Below are 1,177 nucleotides of genomic sequence, written 5' to 3'. Positions count from 1 at the left end.
AGCCAGTGCAGCAGGGGCGGGGCGGGGGTAATTAACGGCGGAGGCCGCAGGCCGACTGGCTTACCGGTCTGTGGCTGTTGACCTTAACAGGCTGGCGGGCGGGTTTTAGGGCCGATGTTATCACCGGAGCCGCCAGGGACGGCGGCGACTGCGGCGGTGGGATTTTGCATTGAGGCTGACAGCGGAAGGCGTCCGCCTTGCGCGCCACGGGGGCTAAGAAGCTCAACCCGGCGGCCAGCCGCGCACCGGGGCTGAGGTAACCGCGCAGCGCCCTTCGGTGGGCGGCGCCGACATAATGTTTGTTAAGCGCGGCGGGCCGTTCAGGCCCATTGCGCTTAATGCCACATTATGTTGAATGGGGGTTGACCGGCAACCGTGTTGACAGAGAACACTTGAGTTGAGGGCCGGGCGGCCACCATTTACCGCCGGCACTCAGAAGGTGGGCAGGCAGTCTGTGCGCAGGGAGGCGCGCAGTCTGCCTTTCACTGCACCCCACATGCTCACCGGGAACCGGCTAACATTAAGATTGTCCGGCAACGCAGCGCGTTCAGACCGGCTTCGGGCTGTCCGGCTGGTCGCTATTCGCCTGCTTGTCGTCTGGCAGCGTTGCCTGCTTTGACTGCCGTTCTGCCGGGTGGGTCTGCTCATGCACTTCCTTTAAGTGACCGATTGCCACCCGGGTATAGATTTGGGTGGTTTCCAGCTTCTCATGCCCCAGTATCGCCTGGATATGCCGGGTGTCCGCGCCATTCTCTAACATCTGCGTCGCCATGGAGTGGCGGAACAGATGGCAGGCCCCCGGTTTAGCCAGTTGCGCCTGTTTACGGATGCTGTCGGCGGCTATCTGGGTTAACGTGCCTCTGGCCAGTCCCCGGCCTTTCCTGGTGATAAACAGGTGACCGCTGTCCTCCCGCCGCGTTAACTCGGGCCGGACGCTGAGCCAGCGGCTTAACCAGTGCAGCGCCTGTTCGCCGATGGGCACCACCCGGTCTTTACCGCCTTTACCCTGTCTGACCATCACCACCCCGCGCCCGAAGTCCACCTCGCTTAACAGCAGGTTGGCTACTTCCATCCGCCGGATACCGGTACTCCACAGTACTTCAAGGATAGCGCGATTTCTCAGCCCGGTTGGGGTGTTGATATCCGTTGCGGCTAAGACCGTGTGGGTTTCGTCTTC

General features: G+C 62.3%; 2 protein-coding genes. One reads left to right on the top strand and one right to left on the bottom strand.

The genetic code is table 11. The features are described 5' to 3' along the window. Window positions 1-114: 114 nt before the first annotated feature. Window positions 115-255 (top strand): hypothetical protein, encoded by a 141-nt coding sequence (locus ABR397_RS22700; RefSeq protein WP_350307686.1) that lies wholly within the window; start codon window positions 115-117, stop codon window positions 253-255. Window positions 256-547: 292 nt separating this feature from the next. Here ABR397_RS22700 and ABR397_RS22695 read toward each other — a convergent pair. Beyond that, window positions 548-1,177, bottom strand: a 630-nt coding sequence (locus ABR397_RS22695) for a tyrosine-type recombinase/integrase (RefSeq protein ID WP_350307685.1), incomplete at its 5' end; no start/stop codon positions are given.

Source organism: Photorhabdus viridis, assembly GCF_040256935.1.
Taxonomy (GTDB): domain Bacteria; phylum Pseudomonadota; class Gammaproteobacteria; order Enterobacterales; family Enterobacteriaceae; genus Photorhabdus; species Photorhabdus viridis.
This window is presented reverse-complemented; position numbering and strand designations above follow the sequence as displayed.